This is a genomic window from Mesorhizobium sp. B1-1-7 (assembly GCF_006442705.1).
GTDB classification, from domain to species: domain Bacteria; phylum Pseudomonadota; class Alphaproteobacteria; order Rhizobiales; family Rhizobiaceae; genus Mesorhizobium; species Mesorhizobium opportunistum.
Window position 1 is genome coordinate 365,217 of sequence record NZ_VFWQ01000004.1, and the last position, 23,677, is coordinate 388,893.

The window sequence follows — 23,677 nt, forward strand, 5'->3', positions numbered from 1 at the left end:
CGGCCGATCAGGCTGCGAGTGCCAAAGGGATCGCGAAAGGAAGGCTGCGTTCAGCGCAGGACGCGGCAGCGGCCGTTGTAGACCATCCAGCGGTCGAAGCCCGAAACGCAGAATTCGACATTGTCGCCTATCGAAGCGAAACCCTGCCCTTCCTCGATCAGGTACCAGATGGTCCGGTCACGGCCGTCAGAGAGACTGACGGTGGCGCCGCAGTAGCGGCGGCCGATCGGCCAGGTGTCGTTGGCGGGCAGATAGCGGTGCTGGTGGATGCGCCGGAAATCGGTGATCTGCACATCCGGCAGGTGCGGCACGTGATGCACCTGGTAGGAGAAGCGGTGGGTGATCTTGTTCAGCACCCAAGGCTCGCCGCAGACGCCGCCATCGTCGTCGGGATAGACGCCGACAAGGTCGGCCGCCTGCACAGCCTGGGTGACACCGAGGGGTGCGGCGAGCGAAGTGCAGAGCGAAATCAGGGCAGCAAATGCGGATTTGGCGAAGCGAGTCATGACAGCCTCTCAAGGTCGATTGCGCGCACTGTGCGGATTCGCTTGGCGTCGGTCAAGCGGTTGCCGAAACAATGGTTTCCCGGTTCGAAACCTCGACCTATTCCGCGGCCAGCCACTCCAGCGTCCAGTGCGCCGGCTTTGCCACGGCGAGCAATTTGTGGAGTGCCGGCAGCACGGTTCGCAATTCGGCTTCCAGCGTGAAGGGCGGATTGACCACCACCATGCCGCTGCCGTCGAGACTGGGTTCCGATGAGGCCGGCCTGATCTCGAATTCTATGTCGAGGATTTTCGGGATGCCGGATTGCTTCAGCGCTTTCCTGAAGGCGATGATCGCCTTGCGGTCCTTGATCGGATACCACAGCGCGTAGATGCCGCCAGGCCAGCGCTTGTGCGCCCTTATGAGCCCGTCGACGAGGCGGGCGAACTCGCCCTCTTCCTCGAATGGCGGATCGATGAGCACCAGGCCGCGCTTTTCCTTCGGCGGCACATGCGCCCCGAGCGCCAGCCAGCCGTCGAGTTCCATCACCCTCACCTGGAAATCGCCGGCGAATTCCGCCTTCAGCCTTGCGGCGTCCTTGGGGTGGAGTTCGATCGCCGACAGCCGGTCCTGCTTACGCAGGAGATTGCGTGCGAGCAGCGGCGAGCCTGGATATTTCTTTACACCGCCTTCGGGATTGAGCGACCGCACCGTCTCCAGGTAGGGCGCCAGCAGCGCCGCCGCCCTGGCGTCGAACGAGGCGTCGATCAGCCGGCCGATGCCGCCCTGCCACTCGCCGGTCTTCTGCGCTTCGACTGACGACAGATCGTAACGGCCAATGCCGGCATGGGTATCGACGAGGCGAAACGCCTTGTCCTTCTGCTTCAGGTATTCGAGCAGGCGCGTCAGCACGACATGCTTGACGACGTCGGCAAAATTTCCGGCGTGGTAGGCGTGACGGTAGTTCACGTGGCCCCCCTGCCCCAGCGCGGCGGTGGCGGTTGCGAGTTCGGATTGTCGGGCCGGCCGCCGCCGGAGCGCAGGGACAGCAGGAGGCCGACCAAGCCGACCGCCATCAGGGAGAAGCCGACCGGCCGCGCACGGCTGTCGGCTTCACCGACACCGGAGCGCAAGATCAGGTCGACCGCCCGCATCGGTATGTCCTCGGCATCGCCCGGGCCGACGGTGAAGAGGTAGGAACCGGTGCTGACCGCCGGGATCAGTCCGGCCTCGTCGCGAAAGATCTTGTCGGGCAGTTGCGGACTGGCCTGGCGCGGGTTGTCCACGTGGTTGAACTGCAGCGTCGAGGCGAGCACGGTGCGGCCGTTGGTGGCCGCGGTCAGCGTCAGCACAGTACGCTGCTGCGAAACGATGCTTTCGGCCCTCGCGGTGAGGTCGACAAGCACCCGCACCGGTGCATCGCTGCTCTTCAGCGGCACGGTCTGCGGCCTGAAGCGGCCCTGCTCATAGACCCGCCAGGTGCCGATCTCGCGGCCGGAGAAATTGGTCATCGCCCAGGGATAGATGACGCTGACGCCGGCGCCGGCCAGCAGGATCAGGACAAACAGAAAGCGCATTCAGACAGTCACCTTGCAATCACCCTTGCCGGACGATCGGCTTGCGCTGACACCCTCGCGCAGGCGTTCCATCTCGTCCAGCAGCATGTCAAGGCCGATCTCGAATGTCTTGTCGAAACCAGCGGTGCCGAAATAAGCTCCAGCTCTCATGACGCTGGGAAAATCCTTCGCCAGTCGCTCCTCGCTCACGGTGGTGACGGCCGACGGTCCCTTGGCATAGCCGGCAGTTTCGTCGAGGATCGCGCCCGACAGGTAGTAGCTCGCGGTGCGGAACAGCCGGGCGCTGAGTTCCGGGCCGAAACCGCCTGCCTCGAACAGGCCGATGACGCCGTTCAACATGGCAAGGCACGGCGGCGAATTCATCCGATAGACGACAAGGAACGGCGCGAAGGCCGGATGCTCCGTCGCGATGCGACGAAACTCCTGCATCACGAGACGAATGCTCTCGCGCCACGGCATGCTGCCGTCGGGAATTGCCATCGTGCTGACCTGTCGATCGACAAGCGCCTCATAGAGATGCGCTTGCGAAGGGAAGTGATGATAGATGCTCATCGCCTCGCAGCCGAGGGCGGCCGCGAGCTTGCGCATCGAAAAGCCGGAAAGCCCCTCCCGCTCGATCACTTCGAAGGCCGCGTCCTCGATCATCTCGCGGGACAGCCGCCCGCGCGCTCGCTTTTTTTTGATCGATGAGTCCATGGCGTCGCTTGACAACTTACACTGTAAGGTTCATCTTCCACGTGACCTTACATCGTAAGGCTAACGAAGACCAGAGGAGAAAAACCATGTCTGCCTATCGCAGTCTTTCATCCGTGCATTCTTCCATCCGCCGTGCGTCCCTGCTCGCCGCTTCGGTCTGCATCCTCTCGCTCGCCACGGCGCCCGTGCACGCCGACGACTATGATGCGACAATCAAGGACATCCAGTCGACCGTGGGCGGCGTGCCCAGCTTCGTGAAGCAGTTTCCGAAATCCGGTCTGCCCGGTGCCTGGGCCGAGGTCAAGGCCATCGAGCTCAGCGACAAGACGGCGCTGCCGCCAAAGGTCAAGTCGCTGATCTCACTGGCGGTGGCGGCGCAGATTCCGTGCACCTACTGCATATGGTCGGACACGCAGGACGCCAAGCGCGCCGGCGCCACCGAAGAAGAGATCCAGGAAGCGGTGGCGATGTCCGCGCTGACCCGCCACTGGAGCACCATCTTCAATGGCATGCAGATCGATTTCGACACGTTCAAGAAGGAAATGGGCGGGCAATAGCCGCCGGCAGGAAGGAAATGGGCGGGCAATAGCCGCCGGCAAGAAGGAAATGGGCGGGCAATAGCCGCTGGCAGGAAGGAAATGGGCGGCCCTGGCATATTCAAACCGAATGGACACTGCTTCCGGGGGCCGATCCGGGACCTGATCGACCAGCGGTTGATGCGCCCTTCTGTTCATCAATGATTCCGGGGGCGACGAAGCTGAATACAGGCCGTCGCCCGTCGCGGGTATCCGCGACCGGCTCGAGCGGGTCCGCGCAGCAATCTCGCTACGCTCTGAACATTGACATTTGCCCGACCCGTTTCCATGCAGGTACATTTCCTGGGTTGCACCCAAACCGCCCCACTGGGCAATCCTCTGCAAAGCCTTGATGGCGTCTCGAAAACGGCCTGTCGCATCCGACGAAAATTCCGGACTATCGAGCCAATGCGTTGAATCACAAAGGGATCTATCTGGGCACCCTTGCGGCAAACCCGAAGTCGACACCGGCGTCATGATTAACCATTCGATGGCATCAGGCCTGTGATCGCGATTTCGGGGCGCATGGAGTGCTGAGCGGCAGACTATAAGCCGTCGCGGCATCGGCCTTGCAAACTCAGAGAACAATAGGCGCACATCAGTGATGGCGGCTCCGCGGACGCGGAAAGTTTTGTCTCGTTCTTAAGGACGTGGGCGGGCGATGCTTTGTCCTGGCCAGGGTGGTAGCGTGTGCGTTGCGTGAGAGGAAAGCATGAGCAAGGTCATCAAGGTTCTGAAACTTGGTTCCCGGAACGATCAACGCGGTGCCAACCATAGAAGTCGCGCCCTGGTCGCGGGAGGCGCGGGGTTCCTGGGCTCGCATCTGTGCGAACGTCTTTTGCAGGACGGATATGAAGTCGTCGCACTGGATAATTTCCACACCGGGAAGAAACACAACCTCAACGCTCTTCTGCGCGATCCCAAATTCACCTGCATCGAGCACGACATCGTCAATGCACTGCCTTTGGATCTTCGGGTCGACGAGATCTACAATCTTGCCTGCCCCGCCTCGCCGCCGCACTACCAGGCGGATCCAATCCATACCTTCAAGACAAGCGTGCTCGGTTCGCTGAACCTGCTGGAGCTCGCGCGTCGGCACAACGCCAAGATATTCCAGGCCTCGACATCCGAGGTCTATGGCGACCCCCTCGTGCACCCGCAGCCAGAAGGCTATTTCGGCAACGTGAACACGCACGGACCGCGCTCCTGCTACGATGAAGGCAAGCGCTCGGCCGAAACGCTGTTCTTCGACTATTCGAGGACATATGGCCTCGATGTCCGTGTCGCCCGCATCTTCAACACCTACGGTCGGCGCATGCAGCCCGATGACGGGCGCGTCGTCTCGAACTTCATCGTCCAGGCGTTGCGCGGCGAAGACCTTACCGTCTACGGCAGCGGCCTGCAGACACGCTCCTTCTGCTATGCCGACGACCTGATCGAGGGCTTTGTCCGGCTGATGAACGCACCGCGCGCGCCCGCCCACCCGGTCAACCTCGGCAACCCCGGCGAATTCACCATCATGGAACTGGCGACGCTGGTCGTCGCCTATACCAATTCCAGTTCGAAGATCGTGCATCGACCGCTGCCTATCGACGACCCCCGGCAGCGCAGGCCGGACATTTCCTTTGCCAGGGACAATCTCGGCTGGCAGCCGCGGATCAGCCTGAGCCAGGGGCTGGCGCATACCGTCGAATATTTTGACACCTTGCTCTACGGAAACCGGCTGACGAAAGAAGCAGCCGCTTCATGAGCCGTCCGCCAATCCTGGTGACAGGTGGGGCGGGCTTCATCGGCAGCCACACCTGCAAACTGCTGGCCGCGGCCGGCTATCTACCCGTGGCTTTCGACAATCTGTGCCGGGGCAACGAGAAATCCGTCCTCTGGGGTCCGCTTGTCGTCGGCGATATCCGGGACCGCGATGCGCTGCAGGCGGCGATCGCCGCGCACCGGCCTACGGCCATCATCCATTTCGCGGCATTGGCCTATGTCGGCGAGTCCGTTCAGGAGCCGGCCGACTATTATTCGACCAATGTGATGGGCACCATCGCCGTGCTCGATGCGGCACGCGCGAATTCAATCGAAAACATCATCTTCTCCAGCAGCTGTGCAACCTACGGCGTGCCCGAAGCATTGCCCGTTCGCGAGAGTTCTTCGCAAAATCCGATCAGCCCCTATGGGCGCACCAAGCTGATGGGCGAGCAGATCATCGGCGACTATGCGTCGGCCTACGGAATGAAATTCGCGATCCTGCGCTATTTCAACGCCTGCGGCGCCGATCCCGACGGCGAACTTGGGGAATGGCATTCACCCGAAACGCATCTGGTTCCCAGGGTACTGATGGCCGCATCGGGCATCATCGACGAGATCGAGGTTTTCGGCACCGACTACGACACGTCGGACGGCACATGCGTGCGCGACTATATCCACGTCAGCGATCTGGCACGCGCCCATCTGAAAGCGCTCGAATATCTCGAGAGAGGTGGACAAAGCCTGGCGGTGAACCTCGGCACCGGGCGAGGCGTATCCATCAAGGAGATTGTCCAGACCGTCAGCCGCGTGACGTCAAGACCGGTTCCTGCCGTCTTCAGGGCCCGGCGCGCCGGTGATCCGGCGGAGCTCTATGCAGATCCGGGCAATGCACGCGAGCATCTTGGCTTCGTGCCCGAGCTTTCCGATATCGATACCATCGTCAGGACGGCGGCGCCATTCTTCGAACTGGAGACGAAACCCATGGCGCCACCGGCCGAGGCGCCAGCGTTCGCCATCGCCCGATAGATTAGAGATAGCGGGGATGGCAACTTGCGAGTTGGCCAAATCCGCTGGGGCTGCAGATGTAAGGCGAACTGCCTGGGAATGCACCGTCATCGCCCGGATTGAAAGAGACCTTCACAGGCCCTGGCGTGTGAACTTTCATCTGTGGCGGTGATGTAAAAGCGTAGGCATTTTCCGTCGTCCGTATCGCACTCGTCGTCAGGAGCGGAGGATCAATTCTAAACGAATGAACCGTGGACATGGCGTAGACCGGCTTGACCGCGGAATTCCCTCGAACCGAGTGGACCACAGGCTTGATGAAGACCGCATCGGTTTTGGTCGCATCCAGACCCTGACAACCCGAAACCATCGCCACGGCCGCAACAACACACAAATTGTATTTGCCTGGACGAAATGCGCCCATTGCGGAACGGTCCATCACGTATCCCCTCCTATCAAAGCCGGCGGGCACGACATTCCATGCTTTCGTCGCTTCACGCCGCATGAGTAGCCACTCGCCACTTACAATCACGCAGAAACATTAGACGACGCTTATTAAACAGACCGTGCAGCAGGCCAGCGTCTCGCTCTTCTTTAGAATTGAATGCAATTAATCGGAGATCGGCGCGCCGGTAACTCCGGCCGTCCTGAAGTCTTACGATAGGTGATTCGCAAGCTCCTTGACAGGCTCAAGGCACCACCGGCTCGATGGCTGAACGCGACCTAATTCTTGGAATCAATCAGCTTGCGGGTCTCTTCGAACTGCGCGCTCTTGGTGTCGCCGACTTCGAATTTCCGGTATTCGTCGGAAGGATCCTCGGGGGTTCGCTTGAACCCATACCATTCCCCATCGGGATCCTTGCGCTGCTCGATGGCCCCGCCCTTGATGCGATGGCTGTAGCAGGTGCGCTGCTGCTTGCCCTTATAGCTCTTGGACCGCCAGGCGAGGTCCATGCACATCTTGCCGTTGTTCATGACCAACCACTTGCCCTCGGCGACGGAGGCTGAATCCTGCCCCGACGTCCAGGCCCGGAGGGGTCGATCGGCCTTTCCGAAATAGGCCGCTCCGTCTTTCCATATCCATGTATGGTCGGCGTAGAGAAGCTGCAATTCAAAGGCTGTCGGAACGGTGACGGTTGCTTCCTCAGGCTTAGAGGTCTTCTCGTTAGCCGCATGAGCGGCTCCCGAAAATGCCAACTGGCCGCAAATGACCAGCAGAGGCGCAAGCCTGGCGCACCTGGCAGACCAGCTGCGTTCCCGATCTCTATTTGTGCGTGGCCGAGGCAATCCGGTGGAAGTCGTCAGCACAATCAGCGATCTCATGTCGTCTCACATCTCGATCCAGCGCGGCAGCAACCCGATGCAGCAACCCGATCATGACCGGGAACGCGCCACAACGGAGCGCTTTCCCATCGAGGCATCGCCAGGTTCCGGGCAGCGCTGTCAGTACCTTGGCATGCGAGCATTAGCAGTCGGGCGAAGGCCGATGTCAACCTGGCGCGCCATAGCCAGGTGCTTCGGGCCGCAGGCGCGCCACAGGCCGCGTAAACGCGTGCTGGCTCGAGACTTCGACGTCAAGCCAAAGAGGGGCGGCGGAAGAGGGTTGGATGGCATTCGTCGATTGATATCAGCGCTGTGGAAATCCGGGCGCGACGGGCACGGCCTGCTCCGCCCCCTCCCCGCACCCGGATTCCAGCCCCCGCTGAACTTTTGCTAACGCGCGCGGCAGGCCACCTAGCGGGCGCGGCAAGCCGCGCGCTGGCCAAATCCGCTCGGGCCGCAGATCCAGGGCGAATGGCCGAGGAATGGACCACCCAGCCTATAGGAAACCTTCATCGGCGCAGGCGTGACGATCCTGGCCCGCTGCGGCCGCACGAAGACGGCGTAGGCCGTCTCGGTCGTGCGCGTCACGCTGCTCGTCTGCATGAGGGACTTGCGATGGAACACGCCAACCCGCTTCTTGCCGACGTAGTGGATTTTCTTGGCCGGCGCATGCACCGCAGGCTTACCGGCGGCAAGCTTACCGGCGAGCGAGCCAGTCGTGGTCACGTCCATGCTCTGGCAACCGGAGACCATCGACATCAATGCAACGGCGGCTATAGACCAGGCATTTTTTCTGCCTTTTACAGCCAAACCCCTCATGAACTTGTTCATGGTCTATCCCCTGCCGAAAAACGCAAGTTGATTGGACGCGGAGATATTTTTCTTTGGTGTCTTCCGCGCAGCGTGACCAGCCAATCGCCGTTCACATCATGATGTATATTAGGGGATACTTATTAAAATTCGCGCAAACGGCGTGGTGAATGCCACCTTCCGGCGCTCGATCGGATATTGTTAAAATTTGATCTTATTTTTACGTCCGCGGCTAATGCTCGCCGTCCGACAATGGAGGCCGTCAACCAAGGCGAACGCAGCTCTTTGCGCGGATGCCTCCGGGCGTCAGCGTCGGGTTTCCCAACCTGGATCAAAGTAGAATTTTCGGGTCCCGATATTGCCCTGGCCAGCACCGGAAACCACATAGGCGATGCGTACGATGCGCAAGCCGACCGCGCCTTGCTGCAGCCCGTAGACGCCCTCCATGCCACGGTCGTAGAGACTCATAGCCGGCACGATGAGCGCCAGCATGGCGAGCGACGCCTGCAAGGCGACTCTCGCGGCATTGGCGCGCAGCGGAACCTTGTTCTCGATGACATGTCTCACGACGATGACCGCCACCAGAAGCCCATAGAGGAAGGCATTCAACGCGGCGAACCAGTAGAACCCGGTGGCGTCGAAGGGGTGCTCCACAAGCAACACCGGCAGCGCCGCACCGATCGCCAGCATCACGTAGGGCGCGAACGCACGAACTGGCAGAAGGTGCTTGGGGCCGCTACCCTTGGGCGTGACACGGAAATCGACGAACGATTTGGTCAGATAGTCGCGCAGCGACGATAGCGTGCCGGCCAGCACCCAGGGCCAGCGCGCGAAGAACAGAAACAGCGTCCCTTCCCAACTGATCGTCTTGGCCGTGACCGGCCGCGACACGCCAAAAACCTTCAGCATCACTACCAAGCCGACCAGGGCGACCGCATTCGGCAGGTAGTAGAAGAGGAAGTCGAGATACATGACATTGGCGAAATTGCGCCCGGTAAACAGCGCATATATCGGCATGACGTACATCAGCAACGCAAAGACGGCGAATAGAGGATACCAGAGCTGGCAAAAAAGAAACTGGAACTTCAACCGCGGCGACAGCTTGGCCAAATATGCAGGCGAATACTCGAGCAGGATCGTCATCAGACTCCGCGACCATTGGAATTCCTGGGTGATAAGATCGGCAAAAGTCTGAGGCCCATCGCCATGCGCGATGGCATCCAAGGCGTGCACGCCGCGCCATCCGGCCGCGTTGATCAGCATCGAGGTGGAATGATCCTCTGCCAGTTCCGGACCAAGACCGCCCGCCTCCTTCAGCGCCTTGGTTCGCACGGCATAGTGCGAGCCGATGCAAAGCGGCGCCCCGCCGCCGGTATGGCCGGACTGCAAGGGTCCATGGAACATCCCTTCCGGAAACAGCCGGCCACGCGCAGACCAGCTTTCGGCGGCATTGTTGTCGCAAATGCTGGGCGCCGAGACATAGCCGACTGCGGGATCGGCGAAGGGATAGAGGATTTCCCTGAGATAGGTCGGCGTCGGCACATGATCGGCATCCAACTGAGCGACGAAATCATAACGCTCATAACCATAGTGGTCGTAGAAGAACGCCAGATTGCCTTCCTTGCAGCGGGTGCGGCGCGGCCATGTCTTGCGGTGATAGTCTTCCCTTCCGCGCCGTGTCGAGATCAGTACACCGTGGGCATCGCACCATCGAACCGTCTCCTCCGAGGGGTCCTCGTCCGCCAGCCAGGTCTCATGCGGATAATCCTGCACAAGCATCGCTTGCAGCGTGCGCGCCACCACGGAGAAGGGTTCAGACGGAGCCTTGGTCACCACCATGGCGACGCGCGAACGCGTCGGGATACTGTAAAGCTTGGACGGTTTCCTAGACGCGTGAACATTGAGCAGGAAGTACATCGGCATCAAGGTCAGCCAGGCCAGCACGAGTGTTGCAAAGGTGAATGGCCCGATATGTTCGATATGCTCCGGCTTCAACCACCAGATCCAGAAAAAGCCGAGGGTGACGAACCAGAAAGCTAAGCCGAACCGTAGAATCCGCTGATGGGTAGCCGACAGGACGGGCACGAGAAAAGGAGCCTTCCCTGCCGCCTCGGCCAGAGCCGCTCCAGGCCTTTGTTTCGACCTGCTCCTACCGCTGATGGTTCCTACGTCCGCGGAAACACTCATACACGCACCGCCGCCACTTCGAACGTCAGCCGACCGACGGCCAACAACCCAAAACCCGGCTACAGAATCCGCTTGAGCTGCTTTAGAGTCAACTAAATTAAGAACTCGTTAACTATGATTCTTGAGAACTGGTTAACCTAACGCGTTGAATCGCACGACGAATTCCACATGCTTGCTGGTCACCAAGCCAGTTCTGACCGGGCGAACAGGGAATTTTTTCGCTGGGGGATTCACGAAGGGGGATCAGACCCCACCAGACCGTAGCGCTCCAAGAGCAGCGTTAACCATGTTGCGAATGTCATGGTTAAGCAACCGTTAATTGCACTTGACTCTTGGCCCCGACCGGCCCTTAATTTAGCAAGGGATGATATATATCGGGATGTTGACGCGAATTTGTGAGTATCGCGGCGAAGTCTCTTGTAGCTCCTTTGTGTCGGTGCCTCGAGAGACAATTTTGGGTGGGTTCCGTGCGACGTTCGCACGCCACCAATCGCTCCGAAATCCCACAGATTCCCCCAACTGAGCCGATCGGTTTTGGGCAGTCGTGTCGATCACGCATCGACGCGCGGTGGCGACGCTTTGATTTCCGCGGGAAGTTGAGGCGATGGGAGAACAAATATGAAAAACTATACGGCAAGTGCACTTGCAATTGCCCTGGCGTTGGGTGGGAGCATGACCTTCCCGACCATCGGAAGCGCTGGCTCCACGGCTGGGACGGATCCCGTCCAGACCAACAGTGCGGCTTCAGCGTTCGGATCTTATGATCCCTACGGCGACTTCACCGCCGACAAGAGCGCCAGCATCGAGGAACTGTTCTTGCCTTGGGAGGACGTCGATCTGGCGAGCCTGCCCTTGGCCGACGCCTATGCGCTTCAGCGAGGCCGGTCGCTCTTGATCACCATCGAGCCGTGGACCTGGTCGAAGGACTGGCGCATCACCCCGAACGAACTGCGCGACGGCATATTGAGCGGCAGATATGACGCCAACATGCAGGCAATCTGCGATCTCGTGGGAGGCATGAAGAGCCCCGTGACCATTCGCTGGGCGCAGGAAATGGAGGACAAGAACGGTCGCTTCACCTGGGCCAACTGGGCGCCCAAGGACTGGATATCCGCTTACAAGCGCGAGGTCGATATCTGCCGCAAAGCCGCCCCTGCCGCCAAATACATGTGGTCACCCAAAGGCGACGAGGGTTTGGAAAAATATTACCCCGGCGACGACTATGTCGACGTCATAGGCTTGTCGGTGTTCGGTCTGCAGAAAAAGGACAATGACGAGACCGGTCGTGACCGGACGTTCGCCGAGACATTGAAGCCCGGCTATGATCGCGTCGCGGGTTTCAACAAGCCGATCGAGGTGGCTGAGCTCGGCTATGTCGGGAAGCAGGGATACGTTTCGCAATGGGAGGCCGATTCCCGCAAGTCCTACTCGGAATTTCCGGCCCTGACCTCGGTCGTCTACTTCAATCAGAAGGAAGTGTGGCCGTGGCTGGGGGGCTACGGGCTGCCTGATTGGAGGGTTACCCAGCATGTCCTTCCCTAGGTTTCCTAGGCTGCTGGTCCGGGTGTAGGCGTAAAAAGTGGGCGTGGCGTAAAATGGTTGGGGTAGGGTCGTGAAACGAGTACTGGGGAATTGTATCGGAACGGCGTTTGCCTGTTCAATCGTATTTCTTGCTTTCCAGCTTCCGGCAATGGCCAAGACAGCGGTGCAAATCGCCGACCTGGCCAAGAAGGCCGAGGCGGTGCCTGACGAAGGCATTTATCAAATGTACCAGAACCGTTCATGGCTCTGGGGTCGAAACGGCACAGGGTATTTTGCCGTGCAGCGCCGTCAGTTCAGCGCCTGGACTTCGGACAAGGGCAAGCTGGGCTATGGTGACGGCATCTGGTTCATTCCCGGGGGAGGCAAGCTCTGCTTTCGCGCAAAATGGCATGGCGGCGGAGGCGACGCTAACGCGCTTTCCTGTTTCGAACATCGCCAGTCCGGCAGAATCCTCTACCAGCGCCGGGTTCCGGATGGAGAATGGTATGTCTTCAGGAGCTCGCATCGCAACCTGGCGGACGAGTTCTTGAAATTGAAACATGGCGACTACGTCACCCGGAAAGAAAACCGGATCAAAGCAAAGCAGTAGGCAGCGCCATTCGCGAAAAGCCGCAGGGCTAAGCCTTGCGCTCCCAGCGCCGGTCCGGCGTCTGCTGCCAATAGGTCACGGCGTGGCCCGCGTCCTTCATCGTCTTCCAATGCGCCCGGGCCGCATCGACCTGGGCGGCGTCATGGCCGTCGAACAGGAACACGGCACGCTCGTAGCCGCTGAGGTCGGACGCCGCCGCGCCATCGACCAGGAACCTTATTTTGGCTTCGTTGGGATTGCCGTCGCCGGTGGTCAACAGGATAGGCTGTTCGCCGGGATAGGCCTCGCGATCGGTCGCGTGCGCCAGGAACGAATCGTCCCGGAAGGTCCACAGGTGCTGGTCTAGCGCATCGCGCCGCTCCTCGGTGCCGGTCTGCACCACGGCGCGCCAGCCGCGATCGACGCTGCGCTCGAGCAGACCCGGCAGCGCATCCTCCAGCGTCGATTCGGTCAGATGGTAGAACAGCACTTCGGCCATGGTCGAGGTCAGCTCTCGTAATGATCGCGCACCAGCCGGTCGAGCAGCCGCACGCCGAAGCCCGAGCCCCACGACTGGTTGATCTCGTTCGACGGCGAGCCCATCGCCGTGCCGGCGATGTCGAGATGCGCCCAGGGCGTGTCCTTGACGAAGCGCTGGAGGAACTGCGCGGCGATGATCGCGCCGCCGTAACGGCCGCCTATGTTCTTCATGTCGGCGTTCTTGGAATCGATCAGCTTGTCGTATTCGGCGCCAAGCGGCATGCGCCACAGCCGCTCCTGCGTCGACTGGCCCGCGGCCGTCAGCCTTTGCGCCAACTCGTCATTGTTGGAGAACAGGCCGGCGTAATGCACGCCGAGCGCGACCATGATGGCGCCGGTCAGCGTCGCCAGATTGACCATGAATTTCGGCTGGAAGCGGTCGTTGCAGTACCACAGCGCGTCGGCCAGCACGAGGCGCCCTTCGGCGTCGGTGTTGAGCACCTCGATGGTCTGCCCCGACATGGACGTGACAATGTCGCCGGGGCGCTGGGCATGGCCGTCGACGGCGTTTTCCACGAGGCCGATGATGCCGACGACATTGGCCTTCGCCTTGCGGGCGGCCAGCGCATGCATCAGGCCGGTGACCGCCGCGGCACCGCCCATGTCGCCCTTCATGTCTTCCATGCCCGATGCGGGCTTGATCGAATTGCCGCCGGTGTCGAAGGTGACACCCTTGCCGACGAAGGCGACAGGGCTGTCCTTGGGCTTGCCGCCGTTCCACTGCATGACGGCCATGCGGGCGCCGCGAGGCGAGCCTTGCGCGACGCCGAGCAGCGAGCCCATGCCGAGCTTCTTCATCTCCTTCTCGGCCAGGATCTCGACCTTGACGCCGAGTGCCTCGAGTTCCTTGGCGCGGGCGGCGAACTCGACCGGTCCCAGCACGTTTGCCGGCTCGTTGACCAGGTCGCGCGCCAGAAGCACGCCGTCGATCACCGCCTCGGCATCCGCGAAGGCCTTCTTGGCGCCTGCCGGGTCGGCGGTGTGGATGGTGATCTTGGCTGGCTTCCTGGGATCGGCCTTTGCGTCATCCTTGTCCTTCCTGGTCTTGTACTTGTCGAAGGAATAGCTGCGCAGGAGAATGCCCGCCGCGAGGCTGGCGGCATCCTTGCCATCGGGCGAGGCGCCCGCCAGGTCGAGCACCACGGCCACATCGGTTGCCTTGCGCAGCGACGCCGCAATCGTGCCGCCGAGTTTCAGCCAGGCATATTCGTCGAGCCCCGACGCCTTGCCGGCGCCGATCGCGACCAACCTGTCGAGCGAGCATCCCTCCGGCGCCAGAATTTCGACGACGCCGGCGAACTTGCCGGTGAACTCGGCCACCGGGAAAGCGCGCTCCAGCGTCTTGCCGGGATCGTAAGCCCTGGCCGCCTCGGTCAAGCCGCCGTCATCCGCCGACAGCACGAGGACGGTGCCCTTCCTGCTCGCCGCCGTCTGGGGCGCGGCGAATTTTGCAAAGGCGATCGACGGTCTCGGGTTCATCATGTCCTGCTTTCGGGGAGTGTTTGACTGTGCGCGAAGCGGTTTGAAGCAATCCGCGACATTTGGTCGTTTTCCGGCATTTGGCAAGACTTTGCCAAAATGGCTACCCATATGACACATGGAATCGATGGCGATTCGTCGCGGCAGGGCCCCGCTTCATGCCGCAACCTGTTGTTAACCATCGATGTTCGCCCTTTCTTATCCATTGCCGCCGACACTCCGGTCCACAGCGGCACGCGACGTGGGACGGGAACCGGATCGCCTGCCTGATCGAGCCCATCGGAGCCAGTTGTGCGGTCGTCGCCGGACAGCTACCCTTAGTTTGGTGGCATGATGCCGTTCGAGAAAACCGAGTAAAGCCTTCATGACGGTCGTTGAACGCTACATCATGCGCCGCGCTTTCGTGGTCTTCATGGCGGCGCTGGTCTGGACGCTGGCCATCGTGTGGACGACGCAGGTGCTGGCCAAGATCGATCTGGTCACCGACAGCGGCCAGTCCGCCCTGACCTTCTTCGAGGTCGCATCCCTCATCCTTCCCTCGATCATCCCGATCGTCGTGCCTTTCGCGCTGGTGGTAGCGGTCGCCCAGACACTCAGCGTCATGAATTCGGATTCGGAGCTCGCGGTCGTCAACGCCTCGGGCGCCTCGCGGTGGACGATCGTGCGGCCGATCATGCTTCTGGCGCTGGCCGCAAGCGTCTTTTCCTTTGCGGTGGACAACGGCATCGACCCCTATGCGCGGCAGAAAAACCGCGCCCTGGTGGCGGAGTCGCGCTCCGACCTGTTGTCGCTGATCATCCAGGAAGGCACCTTCCGAAAGATCGAGGACGGGCTGTTCCTGCAGATCGGCGAGCGGCTCCCCGACAATAAACTGGGTGGCATCTTCGTCGCCGATTCGCGCGAGGAAGGCGTCAATCTCGTCTATTATGCCAAGACCGGCAGCATCATCGAACGCGGCGGCGAAAAGGTGCTGATGATGAATGACGGCGTCATCCACCGCAAAACGCTGACCGGTGACCTCAGTGTCATCCGGTTCACCTCCTATGCCTTTGACATGTCGGCCTTCATGTCGGCGGCCAATCAAGTAACGCTGCTGCCGAAGGACCAGACCACCCAATACCTGCTCAATCCCAGCGCCAACGACAAGAACTATCAGCAAAATCCACAGGAGTACCGGGCCGAGATCGACCAGCGGTTTTCAGAGTGGACCTATTCCATGGTCTTCGCATTGATCGCACTGGCGGTCGCGGGCGACGCACGCTCGCACCGGGAGGCGCGCGTCAATCCGCTGATCACGGCCATTGCAATATCGCTGTTCGTGCGCTGGCTGGGCTTCTTTGCCGCGAGCAAGGCCGATGAGATCCCGCAATATGGCTATATGGTCTATGGCGTGCCCATCGTGGCCTCGGCGGTGGCGATCTGGTTCATCGTCTCCAACCGGACCATGGAATTGCCGGTGGCCTGGGCGGACTGGATGACAAATCTGGCCAGCCGCATCGGTGACGGCTGGAATTCCCTCAAGCTGCGTTTGTCCAGGCGCGACGCTTCAGGTCAGAGGGTCGGCTGATGGGCTGGACGCTGGGCCGATATTTCTTCTTCCGCTACGTGGCGATCACGATCTGGTTCTTCCTCGGCCTGCTGGCGCTGGTGTTCCTGATCGATTTCACCGAGCTGTCCGGCCGTACCACCGGCTTGCCCGGCTTCACCTATGGGACGGCGATGGCCATTTCAGGCCTCCGGATGCCGATGATCATGCTGCAGACGGTGCCATTCGTCGGCCTGTTCTCGGCGATGGCGACGCTGGTATCGCTCAACCGGCGCTACGAGCTGGTCATCGCGCGTTCGGCCGGCGTCTCCGCCTGGCAATTCCTTTTGCCGTGCTGCATCGGAGCGCTGCTGTTCGGCGTCGTATCGGTCGGGGTCATCAACCCCCTCGCCGCGCACGCCTTCTCCTTGTCCGAACAGATCGAGACCCAGTTGCGCTCCGGAAAGTCGAACACGGTTTCGGCCGACGCGGCGCCCTGGATTCGCCAGAAAACCAGTTCCGGCGACACCATCATCGGCGCGCGGGCCATCCTCAACCAGGGCCTGGAGATGTCCGACGCCGTCTTTTTCATCCTCGACCAGCAAGGCAATATCGCCGAGCGCAAGGATGCGGTGCGCGCCTACCTGCGGGACGGTTATTGGGAATTGCAGGACGTCAAGACCTTCAGGAACGGCGTCATCCAGTCTGCGGCGAACGATCGCGTGCCGACCAATCTGAAGCCGGAATTCGTGCAGGAGCGGCTGGCGCGCCCCGAGACCATTCCTTTCTACGACCTTCCGGGAAAAATCGAGGTTGCCCGTTCCTTCGGCCTCAAGGCAAATGCCTTTGCCATGCAGTTTGATTCGCTGGTGGCGTTGCCGTTCCTCCTCGTCGCCATGACGCTGATTGCTGCAACAGTTTCAATGCGATTTGCGAGGATGGGACAATCGGCGACGATGATTCTGGGTGGCGTCGTTGCCGGCTTTCTGCTTTATGTCGTTTCGGTGCTCGTGAAGGCATTCGGCGTGGCGGGATTCGTGCCGACTGCCGTAGCCGCCTGGGTGCCGGTCGTGGTAGCTATGTTCTTCGGGGTGACTTTCCTGCTATACAAGGAAGACGGCTAGTGAGGGAAGCGGTTTTGCCCAGCAGCAGGCAGGCCCATTTGGCGCGCCTTTATGCGGCGAGCGCCTTGGCATGCTTGTTTGCCTGCGCCGTCCCGCTGCCCGCGGTCGCGCAGGAGGTCGGTGACGTGGCGGCCAAGGTGCCGTCCGGCTCGCAGATGCTGCTGGCCGCCGACACGCTGGTTTACAACAACGACAACCAGACCGTGACCGCCGTCGGCGGCGTGCAGATCGACTATGGCGGCAACCGCCTGGTTGCCCAGAAAGTCGTATACGACCGCAACACCAAGCGGATGGTCGCCAGCGGCAATGTCGAAGTCATCAACAGCGACGGCACCAAGATCAATTCGGATCATATCGACATAACCGACGATTTCGCCGACGGTTTCGTCAACGCACTGCGCGTCGAGACCATCGACAAGGCCTATTTCGCCGCCGAAAGCGCCGAACGCATGGGCGGCGTGCTGACCACGTTCCACAATGGCGTCTACACCGCCTGCGAGCCGTGTGAGGACAAGCCCAACAAAGCGCCGACCTGGCGCGTGAAGGCCAGGAAGATCATCTGGAACGGCGAGAAGAAGACGGTTCGCTTCGAGAACGCGAATTTCGAGTTCTTTGGCTTCCCGCTCGCCTACCTGCCGGCGTTCGAGATTGCCGACCCGACGGTCAAGCGCAAGAGCGGCTTCCTGATCCCCAGCATCAGCTACAACAGCCACCTGGGCTACAGCGTCAAGGTTCCCTATTATTTCGCACTGTCGCCGACCTATGACCTGACGGTGTCGGGAAGCGGCTACACCAAGCAGGGCTTCCTCGGAGAGGCCGAGTGGCGCCAGCGGTTCAACAACGGCGAATACAGTTTGAAGATTGCCGGGATCCAGCAGCAGAACCCCGACGCTTTCATTGATACCACCGCCTTCCCCTCTACCGGTGGCCACAACATCGATTCGGGCGCGGCGGGCGATCCGAACAAGTTCCGCGGCATGATGGGCACGCAGGGCAAGTTCGCCATCAACGAACGCTGGAATTTCGGCTGGGACGTTCTGCTGCAGACCGACAAGGACTTCTCCAGCACCTACAACATCGACAAGTACAATGCCGCTGTCCACCAGTCGACGGTTTACCTGACGGGTCTCAACGGCCGCAATTATTTCGACGTGCGCGCCATGCACTTCGATGTCCAGGAGAACACGCCCAACAACTATATCTCCGCGCGAAGCGATCAGCAGCCCTGGGTGCTGCCGTCGTTCGACTATACAAACATCCCCGACGTCGCGGTCGCCGGCGGCCAGTTGTCGCTCAATGTCAACGCGCGGGTGCTCCGTCGCGATGAACTCGATCAGACTTACTTCACGCCTTACGTGCCCGGCTCGGGTACCCAGCGCGTGCGCGGCATTGAAGGTGAATCCGGCCGCCTGACCGCCGAGGCCGAGTGGAAACGGTCATTCGTCACCGATGACGGGCTGGTGCTGACCCCGTTGCTGGCGCTGCAGGGCGACGTCGACTACCTCAACGCTTCGTCGGCTTCGCTCGCCGCCGTCAACCAGATGGCGACGAATTTGGGCGAGCAGGATGACATGCGCTCTTCATTTGCCCGTTACATGGCAACCGCCGGGCTGGAGATGCGCTGGCCGCTGCTGTTTTCGATGGCCAGCGGGTCCAGCCATGTCATCGAGCCGATGGCACAGGTTTTTGTGCGTCCGAACGAACAGTATGTCGGCGGTCTCGCCATTCCGAACGAAGACGCCCAGAGCATGGTGTTCGATGCGACCACCCTGTTCGAACGCGACAAGTTCTCCGGCTACGATCGTGTGGAAGGCGGCACGCGCGCCAATGTCGGTTTCCGCTATTCCGGCTCCTATATGAACGGCTGGGGCACCAACGCCATTTTCGGCCAGTCCTATCAGATTGGCGGCGAGAACTCCTTCGCGGCGCCGGATCTGGTCAATGTCGGCGCCTATTCGGGTCTTCAGGACACCAAGTCCGACTATGTCGGCCTGTTTGGCATCAACAGCCCCAATGGGTTCGCGGCCTCGGTCAGCGGTCGCTTCGACGAACAGACCTTCGAGATTCGCCGCGCCGAGTTCAAAGCCGCCTATTCGGGGCTGCCGGTATCGCTGAGCGCCAAATATGCCTTCATCCAGGCTCAGCCGCTCTATGGCTTCACGACCGACCGTCATGAAGTCACGCTGGGTGCCTCGACGCATCTTGCCGAGAACTGGCGCGTCTTCGGTACAGGTACCTACGACCTGCAGGAAAGCCTGCTGGTCAAGGATGGGGTGGGCTTTGCCTATAATGATTCCTGCTTCACCTATCTGATGACGTACTCGCAGTCGCGCGACCTGAACACCAGGGAGGTGACGCAGAGCATCGGCTTCAACCTGTCGTTCCGTACGCTCGGCGACTTCGGCTCGTCGACCAACGCCATCGACACCATCCAGTAGTCGGCGACATCGTTTCGCCGCATAGGGCTGGCACGGATTCGCGCACCCGGATGAGGACGAAATTGGGCGGAGCCGGGATGATAAAATTGGGATGCCAACGATGAGGAAATACCTCTTTTCAGCAGGGTTTGCGCTGCTTGTGGCGGCGACATCCGTGTCGATGACCGTCATGATGCCGCCGGCTTTCGCCAGTGAGATCAAATACGTCGTCAACAACGTACCGATCACCACTGGTGATATCGCGCATCGTGCCGCCTTCCTGAAACTGCAGCGCAAGAAGGGCGATGCCGCCCAGGAAATGATCGACCAGACGCTGCGCCTCGCGGAAGCCAGACGGCTTGGCATCCGCATCAGCGACGCCCAGGTCGAAGCGGCCTATCAGCGCTTTGCCACCAGCAACAAGATGCAACTCAGCCAGCTTAACGGCGTCATGGAAAAATCCGGCGTCGGCAAGGACCACTTCAAGGAGTTCATCCGCGCCCAGATGGCCTGGAACCAGGCCTTGGGCGCGCGCTATCGTTCCGGCGAGGGCGGCAGCGTCACCGAGCAGGATGCGGTCAGGCGCATGCTCGACAAGGGTGGCGCCAAGCCAAGCGCCACCGAATACATGCTGCAGCAGGTCATCTTCGTCGTGCCGGCGTCCGAGCGCAGCGCCACGCTGGCCAAGCGCAAGCGCGAGGCCGACGCCATGCGCGCCCGTTTCAACGGCTGCACCACGACGCGCGAATTCGCCAAGGGCTTGATCGACGTCACCGTTCGCGACCTGGGCCGGGTGCTGGCGCCGCAATTGCCGCCGGACTGGGCCGAGCAGATCAAGGCGACCAAGGTCGGCGGCGCCACCGTCACGCGTGAGACCGAGCGCGGCGTCGAGTTCATCGGCATCTGCTCATCGCGTGAAGTGTCCGACGACAAGACCGCCCAGATGGTGTTCCAGAGCGAAGGCTCCAACGACAAGAATGCCGACGAGCTCAGCAAGAAATATGTCGAAGAGTTGAAGGCGAAAGCCCATATCGTCAAGCGATGACGTGGTTGGCGCTGACGTGGACGATGCGGTGACCGCGCTGGCGTTGAGCGCCGGCGACCCATCCGGCGTCGGCCCCGAAATCGCCATCGCCGCCTTTATGGCGCGTGAAGCTCTTGGCGTACCTGCCTTCTATCTGCTTGCCGATCCGGCACTGATCGCCTCGCGGGCAGACCAGCTCGGCCTGTCGGTGCCGATCATCGAGACAACGCCCGCGCAATCGGCACGGGCATTCGCCCAGGCCCTGCCGATCGTTCCGCTGACGGCGCGCTGTGTCGACAGTCCGGGCCGGCCGGATCCGGCCAATGCAGCCGGCACCATCGAGGCTATCGATCGCGCTGTCGCTGCCTGCCTTGCCGGTGACGCCGCCGCCGTCGTCACGTGCCCCATCGCCAAGAAGCCGCTCTACGATGCCGGATTCCGCTTTCCCGGCCATACCGAATATCTGGCGCATCTGGCGGCCCGGCACACCGGCGTCGAGGCGCTGCCGGTGATGATGCTGGCGGGCCCTGACCTGCGCACGGTTCCCGTCACCATCCACATCGCCCTGGCCGAGGTGCCGAAGGCCCTGACCACCGAGTTGATCGTCGCCACCGCACGCATCACCGCCGCCGACCTCGCCAGCCGGTTCGGCATCGCCAAGCCGAGGCTCGCCGTCGCGGGCCTCAATCCGCATGCCGGCGAAGGCGGCTCCATGGGCCTTGAGGACGAGCGTATCGTGCGCCCGGCCGTCGACATCCTGCGCGCCGAGGGCATCGACGCTTTCGGTCCCCTGCCGGCCGACACATTGTTCCATCCCCGGGCGCGGGCGGGCTACGATGCGGCGCTGTGCATGTATCACGACCAGGCTTTGATCCCGGCCAAGGCATTGGCCTTCGACGAGGCGGTCAACGTCACGCTCGGTCTCCCCTTCATCCGCACCTCGCCCGACCATGGCACCGCCTTCGACATCGCCGGCAAGGGCATTGCGCGACCCGACAGCCTGATCGCTGCGTTGAAGCTGGCCAGGAAGCTGGCTGACACCGGCGCAAGGGCCGCCGCCGCATGAGCACTCCCCCTTCTGGCTTTCCGGCATGAGCATCGACGGGTTGCCGCCGCTGCGCGACGTCATCGAGCGCCATGAGCTGCAGGCGAAAAAGGCGCTCGGCCAGAATTTCCTGCTCGACCTCAATCTAACCAGCAAGATCGCGCGTGCCGCGGGCGACCTGACAAACACCACGATAATCGAGGTTGGGCCGGGGCCCGGCGGCCTGACAAGGGCGCTGCTTTTCAACGGCGCCCGACGGGTCATTGCCATCGAGCGCGACGAACGCTGCCTGGCGGCGTTGGCCGAGATTTCGGAACATTATCCGGGCCGGCTGGAGATTATTGCCGGCGACGCGCTGAAAACGGACTTTGCCGCGCTCGCCACCGGCGCGCCGACGAAGATCGTGGCCAACCTGCCCTACAACATAGGCACCGAGTTGCTGATCCGCTGGCTGACGGTCGCGGAGTGGCCGCCCTTCTATGCCTCGATGACGCTGATGTTCCAGCGTGAGGTGGCCCAGCGCATCGTCGCCGCGCCCGGCAGCGATGCCTATGGCAGGCTTGGCGTGCTGGCCGGCTGGCGTACCCAGGCCAGGATCGCCTTCGACGTACCGCCCCAGGCATTCACGCCGCCGCCCAAGGTCACCTCTTCGGTGGTGCATCTGGAGCCGCGCGCGACCCCCCTGCCCGCCGACGTGAAAAAACTCGGCCGCGTCACGGAAGCCGCTTTCGGCCAACGCCGGAAGATGTTGCGGCAGAGCGTGAAAGGCCTCGGCGGCGAGGCCCTGCTCGAGCGCGCAGGCATCGATCCGACCCGCCGTGCCGAGACGCTCAGCGTCGAGGAGTTCGTGCGGCTGACCAATTTGGTATAGAGCAATTCCAGGAAAAGTGTGACACGGTTTTCCGTCCGGAATTGCTTAAAAACAAAGAGATAGAGCGGTTCGCCGTTTCCGTGAAACGGTGAAATGCTCTAGCACCGGCAGGCCTGGAAACGCCTCGCTCGCGGCATAGATAATCTGGCAAACATGCTGGAGAACCAAATGCCCGCCTACATCATTTCCGATGTCACCATCCGCGACGAAGAGGCGATCGAGATCTATCGGACCCGTGCCGCTGCCTCCATCGCACAGCACGGCGGGCGCTATCTGGTGCGTGGCGGCCAGGTGGAGGCGCTGGAAGGCAAGTGGCATCCCGGGCCGCTGATCGTCGTCGAATTTCCTGACATGGAACGGGCCAGGCGTTGGTACGCTTCCGCTGAGTATGCGGCTGCACTGGACGTGCGCGACGCCGCGCTCAGCCGCAATCTGATCCTGGTCGACGGCATGGCATCCTGAAACCGGTCAGCCGGTCTTTTCGTCCAACAGGCCAGAGACGAAATCGAACAGACCAGGCCGGCGATCGCGCCTTAGCCGCTCGGCCACGACGATGCCGCGCACTTCGGCGAAGGCACGGTCGAGGTCGTCATTGACGATGACGAAATCATATTCCTTCCAGTGCTCGATCTCGTTGCGGGCGTTCTTGAGCCGCGTCTCGATCACCGCTTCCTGGTCCTCGGCGCGGCGCTTCAGGCGCGCCTTCAGTTCCTTCATCGACGGCGGCAGGATGAAGATCGAGACGATATCGGCGCGCATCTTCTCCTTGAGCTGCTGGGCGCCTTGCCAGTCGATGTCGAAGAGCATGTCGCGGCCTTGCGCCAGCGCCAGTTCGGCGGGTTCGCGCGGTGTCGCATAGCAGTTGCCATGCACCTCGGCCCACTCGAGCAGCGCATCGGAATCGCGCAACCGTTCGAAGTCGCGCATCGTGCGGAAATGGTAGTGAACACCCTCGATCTCGCTGCCGCGACGCGGCCTGGTGGTGACCGAGACCGACAGTTCGAGGCTGGAGTCGCTTTCCAGAAGGTTGCGCGCGATGGTCGACTTGCCGGCGCCGGATGGCGACGACAGGACGAGCATCAGCCCCCGGCGACGAATGCGGGAGCCCAAATCCCTGGCAACCATCGGTTCCTTGGCAAC

At 61.6% G+C, this 23,677-nt stretch carries 23 protein-coding genes; 12 read left to right on the plus strand and 11 right to left on the minus strand.

Features of this window, described 5'->3' with window-relative positions:
- Positions 1-50 precede the first annotated feature (50 nt).
- From FJ978_RS08990 to FJ978_RS09005, 4 genes are all read right to left on the minus strand, one after another.
- Positions 51-506, minus strand: a complete 456-nt coding sequence (locus FJ978_RS08990; protein WP_013896274.1) for a hypothetical protein — start codon at positions 504-506, stop codon at positions 51-53.
- A gap of 97 nt (positions 507-603) precedes the next feature.
- Positions 604-1,452 carry a 23S rRNA (adenine(2030)-N(6))-methyltransferase RlmJ gene (locus tag FJ978_RS08995; RefSeq protein ID WP_140571801.1) on the minus strand — a complete coding sequence of 283 codons (849 nt, stop codon included), beginning with the start codon at positions 1,450-1,452 and terminating at the stop codon, positions 604-606.
- Positions 1,449-2,060: a hypothetical protein gene (locus FJ978_RS09000; protein WP_140571803.1), complete on the minus strand. Its 612-nt coding sequence runs from the start codon at positions 2,058-2,060 to the stop codon at positions 1,449-1,451. The genes FJ978_RS08995 and FJ978_RS09000 overlap by 4 nt, the downstream gene beginning before the upstream one ends.
- The gene (locus tag FJ978_RS09005; protein WP_140571805.1) at positions 2,061-2,756 is read right to left on the minus strand and encodes a TetR/AcrR family transcriptional regulator; all 696 of its coding nucleotides are present in this window, start codon (positions 2,754-2,756) and stop codon (positions 2,061-2,063) included.
- 86 nt (positions 2,757-2,842) lie between these two features.
- On the opposite strand from FJ978_RS09005, the gene FJ978_RS09010 reads away from it, so the two are divergent.
- The 3 genes from FJ978_RS09010 to galE all read left to right on the plus strand — a co-directional run bounded on the left by FJ978_RS09010 (position 2,843) and on the right by galE (position 6,106).
- Positions 2,843-3,313 carry a carboxymuconolactone decarboxylase family protein gene (locus FJ978_RS09010; protein WP_140571807.1) on the plus strand — a complete coding sequence of 157 codons (471 nt, stop codon included), beginning with the start codon at positions 2,843-2,845 and terminating at the stop codon, positions 3,311-3,313.
- A gap of 730 nt (positions 3,314-4,043) precedes the next feature.
- Entirely contained in the window at positions 4,044-5,081 is a 1,038-nt protein-coding gene (locus FJ978_RS09015) for a UDP-glucuronic acid decarboxylase family protein (protein ID WP_140571809.1), read from the plus strand.
- Positions 5,078-6,106, plus strand: a complete 1,029-nt coding sequence (gene galE, locus FJ978_RS09020) for a UDP-glucose 4-epimerase GalE (RefSeq protein WP_140571811.1) — start codon at positions 5,078-5,080, stop codon at positions 6,104-6,106. Before FJ978_RS09015 ends, galE begins: the two co-directional genes overlap by 4 nt.
- Before the next feature lies 1 nt (position 6,107).
- On the opposite strand, the gene FJ978_RS09025 is transcribed toward galE, so the two are convergent.
- The 4 genes from FJ978_RS09025 to FJ978_RS09040 form a co-directional block, all read right to left on the minus strand.
- The gene (locus FJ978_RS09025) at positions 6,108-6,521 is read right to left on the minus strand and encodes a hypothetical protein (protein ID WP_013896281.1); all 414 of its coding nucleotides are present in this window, start codon (positions 6,519-6,521) and stop codon (positions 6,108-6,110) included.
- A gap of 284 nt (positions 6,522-6,805) precedes the next feature.
- Positions 6,806-7,405, minus strand: coding sequence for a DUF995 domain-containing protein (locus FJ978_RS09030; protein WP_140571813.1), 600 nt, complete (start codon positions 7,403-7,405; stop codon positions 6,806-6,808).
- 411 nt (positions 7,406-7,816) lie between these two features.
- The gene (locus FJ978_RS09035; protein ID WP_140571815.1) at positions 7,817-8,236 is read right to left on the minus strand and encodes a hypothetical protein; all 420 of its coding nucleotides are present in this window, start codon (positions 8,234-8,236) and stop codon (positions 7,817-7,819) included.
- A 285-nt stretch (positions 8,237-8,521) separates the two neighbouring features.
- Positions 8,522-10,402: a cellulose synthase catalytic subunit gene (locus tag FJ978_RS09040; RefSeq protein WP_140571817.1), complete on the minus strand. Its 1,881-nt coding sequence runs from the start codon at positions 10,400-10,402 to the stop codon at positions 8,522-8,524.
- Positions 10,403-11,074: 672 nt separating this feature from the next.
- Between FJ978_RS09040 and FJ978_RS09045 the strand changes: the two genes are divergently transcribed.
- Both FJ978_RS09045 and FJ978_RS09050 read left to right on the plus strand, forming a co-directional pair.
- The gene (locus tag FJ978_RS09045; protein WP_245265133.1) at positions 11,075-11,944 is read left to right on the plus strand and encodes a glycoside hydrolase family 26 protein; all 870 of its coding nucleotides are present in this window, start codon (positions 11,075-11,077) and stop codon (positions 11,942-11,944) included.
- Between the two features lie 70 nt (positions 11,945-12,014).
- A complete protein-coding gene (locus FJ978_RS09050; protein ID WP_140571819.1) occupies positions 12,015-12,533 on the plus strand; it encodes a DUF995 domain-containing protein in 519 nt (172 codons plus the stop codon).
- A 28-nt stretch (positions 12,534-12,561) separates the two neighbouring features.
- On the opposite strand, the gene FJ978_RS09055 is transcribed toward FJ978_RS09050, so the two are convergent.
- Both FJ978_RS09055 and FJ978_RS09060 read right to left on the minus strand, forming a co-directional pair.
- Positions 12,562-13,011 carry a DNA polymerase III subunit chi gene (locus FJ978_RS09055; RefSeq protein ID WP_140571821.1) on the minus strand — a complete coding sequence of 150 codons (450 nt, stop codon included), beginning with the start codon at positions 13,009-13,011 and terminating at the stop codon, positions 12,562-12,564.
- An 8-nt stretch (positions 13,012-13,019) separates the two neighbouring features.
- Positions 13,020-14,531, minus strand: a complete 1,512-nt coding sequence (locus FJ978_RS09060) for a leucyl aminopeptidase (protein ID WP_140571823.1) — start codon at positions 14,529-14,531, stop codon at positions 13,020-13,022.
- Positions 14,532-14,895: 364 nt separating this feature from the next.
- Here FJ978_RS09060 and lptF point away from each other — a divergent pair, with 364 nt between their 5' ends.
- From lptF to FJ978_RS09095, 7 genes are all read left to right on the plus strand, one after another.
- Complete coding sequence (lptF, locus tag FJ978_RS09065; RefSeq protein ID WP_140571825.1) at positions 14,896-16,098, plus strand: LPS export ABC transporter permease LptF; 1,203 nt, start codon at positions 14,896-14,898, stop codon at positions 16,096-16,098.
- A complete protein-coding gene (gene lptG, locus FJ978_RS09070) occupies positions 16,095-17,180 on the plus strand; it encodes an LPS export ABC transporter permease LptG (protein ID WP_181176725.1) in 1,086 nt (361 codons plus the stop codon). The genes lptF and lptG overlap by 4 nt, the downstream gene beginning before the upstream one ends.
- The gene (locus FJ978_RS09075; RefSeq protein WP_181176719.1) at positions 17,180-19,618 is read left to right on the plus strand and encodes an LPS-assembly protein LptD; all 2,439 of its coding nucleotides are present in this window, start codon (positions 17,180-17,182) and stop codon (positions 19,616-19,618) included. Before lptG ends, FJ978_RS09075 begins: the two co-directional genes overlap by 1 nt.
- 91 nt (positions 19,619-19,709) lie before the next feature.
- The gene (locus FJ978_RS09080) at positions 19,710-20,642 is read left to right on the plus strand and encodes a peptidylprolyl isomerase (protein ID WP_181176720.1); all 933 of its coding nucleotides are present in this window, start codon (positions 19,710-19,712) and stop codon (positions 20,640-20,642) included.
- Between the two features lie 16 nt (positions 20,643-20,658).
- Positions 20,659-21,687 carry a 4-hydroxythreonine-4-phosphate dehydrogenase PdxA gene (gene pdxA, locus FJ978_RS09085; protein WP_140571893.1) on the plus strand — a complete coding sequence of 343 codons (1,029 nt, stop codon included), beginning with the start codon at positions 20,659-20,661 and terminating at the stop codon, positions 21,685-21,687.
- A gap of 25 nt (positions 21,688-21,712) precedes the next feature.
- On the plus strand, positions 21,713-22,537 hold the full coding sequence (gene rsmA / locus FJ978_RS09090; RefSeq protein WP_140571833.1) for a 16S rRNA (adenine(1518)-N(6)/adenine(1519)-N(6))-dimethyltransferase RsmA: 825 nt from the start codon (positions 21,713-21,715) through the stop codon (positions 22,535-22,537).
- A 168-nt stretch (positions 22,538-22,705) separates the two neighbouring features.
- Positions 22,706-22,999, plus strand: a complete 294-nt coding sequence (locus FJ978_RS09095) for a DUF1330 domain-containing protein (protein ID WP_140571835.1) — start codon at positions 22,706-22,708, stop codon at positions 22,997-22,999.
- A 6-nt stretch (positions 23,000-23,005) separates the two neighbouring features.
- Here the strand turns inward: FJ978_RS09095 and gmk are convergent, their stop codons facing one another.
- A complete protein-coding gene (gene gmk, locus FJ978_RS09100; protein WP_049802478.1) occupies positions 23,006-23,662 on the minus strand; it encodes a guanylate kinase in 657 nt (218 codons plus the stop codon).
- Positions 23,663-23,677 lie beyond the last annotated feature (15 nt).

What these genes read in the sequence shown, in the direction of transcription:
- rsmA (WP_140571833.1), top strand. Translation starts at nt 21,713, where the DNA reads ATGAGCATCGACGGGTTGCCGCCGCTGCGCGACGTCATCGAGCGCCAT.
- FJ978_RS09040 (WP_140571817.1), bottom strand. Translation starts at nt 10,402, where the DNA reads ATGAGTGTTTCCGCGGACGTAGGAACCATCAGCGGTAGGAGCAGGTCG.
- FJ978_RS09060 (WP_140571823.1), bottom strand. Translation starts at nt 14,531, where the DNA reads ATGAACCCGAGACCGTCGATCGCCTTTGCAAAATTCGCCGCGCCCCAG.
- galE (WP_140571811.1), top strand. Translation starts at nt 5,078, where the DNA reads ATGAGCCGTCCGCCAATCCTGGTGACAGGTGGGGCGGGCTTCATCGGC.
- FJ978_RS09015 (WP_140571809.1), top strand. Translation starts at nt 4,044, where the DNA reads ATGAGCAAGGTCATCAAGGTTCTGAAACTTGGTTCCCGGAACGATCAA.
- FJ978_RS09035 (WP_140571815.1), bottom strand. Translation starts at nt 8,236, where the DNA reads ATGAACAAGTTCATGAGGGGTTTGGCTGTAAAAGGCAGAAAAAATGCC.
- FJ978_RS09055 (WP_140571821.1), bottom strand. Translation starts at nt 13,011, where the DNA reads ATGGCCGAAGTGCTGTTCTACCATCTGACCGAATCGACGCTGGAGGAT.
- FJ978_RS09030 (WP_140571813.1), bottom strand. Translation starts at nt 7,405, where the DNA reads ATGAGATCGCTGATTGTGCTGACGACTTCCACCGGATTGCCTCGGCCA.
- FJ978_RS09095 (WP_140571835.1), top strand. Translation starts at nt 22,706, where the DNA reads ATGCCCGCCTACATCATTTCCGATGTCACCATCCGCGACGAAGAGGCG.
- FJ978_RS09005 (WP_140571805.1), bottom strand. Translation starts at nt 2,756, where the DNA reads ATGGACTCATCGATCAAAAAAAAGCGAGCGCGCGGGCGGCTGTCCCGC.
- FJ978_RS09025 (WP_013896281.1), bottom strand. Translation starts at nt 6,521, where the DNA reads ATGGACCGTTCCGCAATGGGCGCATTTCGTCCAGGCAAATACAATTTG.
- FJ978_RS09000 (WP_140571803.1), bottom strand. Translation starts at nt 2,060, where the DNA reads ATGCGCTTTCTGTTTGTCCTGATCCTGCTGGCCGGCGCCGGCGTCAGC.
- FJ978_RS08990 (WP_013896274.1), bottom strand. Translation starts at nt 506, where the DNA reads ATGACTCGCTTCGCCAAATCCGCATTTGCTGCCCTGATTTCGCTCTGC.
- FJ978_RS09080 (WP_181176720.1), top strand. Translation starts at nt 19,710, where the DNA reads ATGCCAACGATGAGGAAATACCTCTTTTCAGCAGGGTTTGCGCTGCTT.
- FJ978_RS09010 (WP_140571807.1), top strand. Translation starts at nt 2,843, where the DNA reads ATGTCTGCCTATCGCAGTCTTTCATCCGTGCATTCTTCCATCCGCCGT.
- FJ978_RS09045 (WP_245265133.1), top strand. Translation starts at nt 11,075, where the DNA reads ATGACCTTCCCGACCATCGGAAGCGCTGGCTCCACGGCTGGGACGGAT.
- gmk (WP_049802478.1), bottom strand. Translation starts at nt 23,662, where the DNA reads ATGGTTGCCAGGGATTTGGGCTCCCGCATTCGTCGCCGGGGGCTGATG.
- lptF (WP_140571825.1), top strand. Translation starts at nt 14,896, where the DNA reads ATGACGGTCGTTGAACGCTACATCATGCGCCGCGCTTTCGTGGTCTTC.